Consider the following 4,429-nt stretch of genomic DNA (forward strand, 5'->3'; position numbering starts at 1 on the left):
AGTGCGGCAGATATTTTCATTTTTACTCTTTAAAAAAATTTTTTTATAAAATCCTTTTTATTTTCTTCCAAAAAATTTACATTTTCTATCAATCTATTTTTAATATTTTTAATCTCTTGATTTTTATAGCCTAAATTTATCATTAAATTTTCACTTTCTTCTGAAAAAGGATTCATAATTAAACTTGCCCTAGCATATTTTTTTGATAATTTTTGATTTTTTTCCCTATTTATTAAAGAATTAATATAAAATGATATCCAATTATCATTTAATAAAGTAGTTAAAATATTTAAATACTCGCTTATCTCTTTATTTTTTTCCCTTTTATACAATTTCTCAATTTTTTTAACGATCTTTTGATATTTATCTACAATATCTTTTATATTTTTATCATCCACAAAGTCAATTAAATAGTTTGCTAAATCTATTTTATTCATTTTTAAAGAGTAAATTATTTTTTTTGATATCTCTTCTTCATCTTTTTTTGAAATTGCTTCATCAAAGCAATAATATATGGCATTAAACATATCAAGGTCTCTCATTAAAGAAAAAGACAACTCTTTTTTTATATCATATACAGAATCTAAATAATAAAAAATTTTTTTATAATTATTTTTTTGTAATAATTTTCTTTTTATAACAGATTCAAAACTTGTATCAAAATTATAAATTTTACCAGTAGAAATATTATTATCATGAATCCTATATTTAGCAACTATTTTGTCACATTTTTTAAAATTACAATCTAATGCAATTCTACTCCAAAACTCATAATCTTGCGCTCTATAAAACATCTCATCATATAGTCCAAATTTTTCATATATATCTTTTTTTACCAATGTTGCCGGGTTTGGAATTACACAACCTTGTGTGATTAGGCTATTTGCAAGTTGCGCACTATTTTTATAAAAATCTATAGGATCTATAAATAGTCTATTTTCATCTAAAACTTGTAATTTTCCGTATATTACATCAACTTTTTCGTAATTATTTAAAATTTCGATATAATAACTAATTGTTTCAAAATCTAACTTATCATCATCATCTAGCCATAAGATATATTCACCTTTTGCCTCTTTAACGCATCTGTTTCTAGTATATGGTCGTCCCATATTTTCATCGTTTTTATAGTATCTAATTTTTTTATTATTAAATAACTCTATAACCTCTTTTTTTATATCAATCTCTGATCCATCATCAACTATGATAATCTCAATATTGGGGTATATTTGATTTATTGCACTTTCAATCGCCTCTATTAAAAACTCTTTTCTATTATAAGTTGGAATGCATATGGAAATCAAAGGTTTATATGAATAATTTTTTATCTCTAAGATAGATGTTCCTTTTTCTGTATCTAAAAACTCCTCTTTAAAAAAGATCAACTCTTTTTTCCACTTTTTAACAATCTCTTTTTCATCAATTCTGTTTGCATCATCTAAAATTATAGTTGTATTTAAATCGATATATTCTTTTAATATAGGAATAACTGGATATCTTGAATTTTTTTGAACACTCATAGGAGGACCATCAACAATTAAAATATCAATCTTTTTATCACAAATTTCATTTAATATTTTTTCTGTTTCATACCAAAACCATATATTGTCGATAATCTTATATTTTTTTAAAGGTGCATATATAACTTTAGCGATATTACTTAATTTATGATAATTCAACTCTTTAGCAGTTTCCTTTGCATAATCGATATTGTGATCCAATGAATAAATTCTTGAGCTTGGAGAATATTTATCTAAAAGGTATGAACAAACAATAGTAGATACTCCCGAACCGCATTCAACTATTAATATATTTTCTTTATCTTTTAATTTTTTTAATATTTCTCTATATAATACTTTAATATAATCTGGGGAAGCAGCCCAGCCTCTTGTCTTTTTTAGAGGAAAATTAAGTTTTATTATATTTAAAATTTGTAACAAATCTTCAATTTGAAAATAATTTTGCATATTTTTCCTTTTTAATAGCCTATTTAAAATAACTTTTGATAGAATAATTATATCTAAGATTTAAATTAAAGGTCTATGATGCAAAAATTTTCCGTATGTATTATCAAACAAAATAATCAAAAAGATTTTACAAAAATTTTAAACTCATTAGAAGAAAATAGCGAATATATATCACAAATAATATATTCGGGATCAAAAAAAGAAATAAACAATGAAAATATCTTCTGTTTAAATATAGACTCAAAAAACGAAGCCGATCATAGAAATGGTTGTTTAAATGCGGCTAAAGAAGAGTATATACTCTGGGTAAATCCAAATATAGAGTTAGAAGATGAAACATTAGATGAGTTTAACGAGATTCTTAATGAGTTTAAAGATATAGATATAATTTATCCAAATGAGGTTTTAATAAGTGAAGATGAGGAAGAAAACATTAAAAATTATACAGACTGGTACAAAAAAAACGAAGAACTTTTACAAGCTTTAACTCTTGAAGAGTATCTTCCAAATTGGGGAGTAGTAACAAAAAAATCAAAATTGATACAAAATGGAGGCTTTGAAGATAGATATAACGATTTTACATTTTACGCATATGTTTATAAAAATTTAAAAAACATAACTATAAAACATTCTGATTTAAGCTTTATAAACCGTTATTTAACCGAATCTTTTATTGATACTAGCTATAGAAGTAGATTACTTAGAGATATTTTAGATATTTACAGCATTAAAGAACTTTTTAAAAATCTAAACTGGAACAATGAAAATATAGCAATGGCTACTGCATATACATTGATCGGTGATGCGTTATTTAAATATTTTGATTATTTAAATGCATCAAACTATTATAGAAAAGCTCTTATAAGTTTTCATAACCAAGAGACTCTAAAAAAATTGATACAAACTTATTATCAGATGGGACTATTTGATGAGGCGATAAAACTTTTGGATACCCAAGATGTAAAAGAGAGTTTTAAAAAAGAATTTTTAGAAAAGATAGAAAATACGAAAAAATTGATTAAAGAGATAGAAAAATCGATTGAAGAGGGAAAAAGCGCGGATATATTAATGGCGGCAAACGATATTACATCTTTTTACCAAGGTGCTCCAATTTATAACATTTTAGGAGTAATATTTTTTATAAAAGGAGATATTGAAAACTCTTTTAGATTTTTTTATAAAGCTGCTACTATGAATCCTTTAGATAATGATATAATAAACAATCTTGCTGATGTTGCTAAAAAATTGGGATACGAAGAAGAGGTAATAGGACTTTTTGAAAGAATAACAAAATAAAGGATCCATTTTGGGTGAAACTCTTTCAAGATTTGAAACTCTAAAGCTTGCCGCAGAGCACTGGACACAAACGGATTTGACTTCTATACTAATAATTGTTTTTTTTATTTTAGGTGTTATGATAATTTTGGTAGGGGGTATTTTATTACAAAAATTTATGAAATCAAAAAATATCCACAGCTATTTTTTCAATTATGCCAAAGAGAGGGGTTTGAGTGATAAGGAGGCTAAAATTTTATGGGAATATTCCCAAAAAATGGGAAGAGACCCTCTTTTAGTAATCGAATTTAAATCACCTTTTGAAAAGGTTGTTGATCTATATATAAAAACCGATCCAAACCCAAAAGAAGAACTCGTCCAAGATATGAGAAAAAAACTTGGATTTAATATCGTATACAACTTTATACCTCTTTCACTTTCAAAAGATATTGAAATGTTTCAAAACGGAAAAATGATTATAGCCGGAAAACAAGCTTTTGATATAGCTTTATATGATAAAGACGAAAAATTTATGTATTGGCTACTAATTGATGTTAGGAGCAGAGAGGGATTAGAACCTGACTCACCTGTTAAAGTGACATTTTTAAGAAAGGGAGATGCAATATATAATTTTGAATCAACAATCTTAGAAATAATCCAAGAAGGACACAACATAATCATAAAACTTCCTCATACCTTTGAAATGAATAGAATTCAAAGAAGAGAGTTTCCAAGAGTAGAAACAGATATACCCGCAATGATAGGAAAAATAAAATTTGTTGAAGGAAATGAAGAGATCATATGGCATCCCGGAAGAATACTAGATATTAGCGCAAGCGGCGCAAAATTTTGTATCCCAACAGAAGAGAAAGAAGATGTGAAATTATCCATTGGGGAAATTGTTATAATAAAATTTGAACTTGCTGGAGAAAAATATGAAATAGAAGCAAATATCGAAAACAAAGATGAGAGAGAAGTCTCTTTATGTTATGGATTGAAATTTAAAAATGTAAAAGATAAAGTAAAAGACAAAATATTTGAATTTGTTCAAAAAGAGCAAAGAAAAATGGCTAAACTTGCTAGGATGAAAAAATAGTATGCAAAAAAAAGAAGATATTTATCTCAGAAAAAAAAATTACGAAATAAATAGACTTCAAAACGAAATAAAAGATTTGCAAAATAAATTG

Annotated in this window: 3 protein-coding genes; 2 read left to right on the forward strand and 1 reads right to left on the reverse strand. The window is 25.6% G+C overall.

Annotation, left to right across the window (positions count from 1 at the left end):
- Positions 1–29 precede the first annotated feature (29 nt).
- Positions 30–1,967 (reverse strand): glycosyltransferase, encoded by a 1,938-nt coding sequence (locus AC30RD_RS03320; RefSeq protein WP_489492803.1) that lies wholly within the window; start codon positions 1,965–1,967, stop codon positions 30–32.
- Positions 1,968–2,045: 78 nt separating this feature from the next.
- Here AC30RD_RS03320 and AC30RD_RS03325 point away from each other — a divergent pair, with 78 nt between their 5' ends.
- Positions 2,046–3,263 carry a tetratricopeptide repeat protein gene (locus tag AC30RD_RS03325; RefSeq protein ID WP_489492804.1) on the forward strand — a complete coding sequence of 406 codons (1,218 nt, stop codon included), beginning with the start codon at positions 2,046–2,048 and terminating at the stop codon, positions 3,261–3,263.
- Positions 3,264–3,273: 10 nt separating this feature from the next.
- Positions 3,274–4,338 (forward strand): flagellar brake protein, encoded by a 1,065-nt coding sequence (locus tag AC30RD_RS03330; RefSeq protein ID WP_489492805.1) that lies wholly within the window; start codon positions 3,274–3,276, stop codon positions 4,336–4,338.
- The last annotated feature ends 91 nt before the right edge of the window (positions 4,339–4,429 follow it).

It is taken from the genome of Nitrosophilus sp. (assembly GCF_982775275.1).

What these genes read in the sequence shown, in the direction of transcription:
- AC30RD_RS03320 (WP_489492803.1), bottom strand. Translation starts at nt 1,967, where the DNA reads ATGCAAAATTATTTTCAAATTGAAGATTTGTTACAAATTTTAAATATA.
- AC30RD_RS03325 (WP_489492804.1), top strand. Translation starts at nt 2,046, where the DNA reads ATGCAAAAATTTTCCGTATGTATTATCAAACAAAATAATCAAAAAGAT.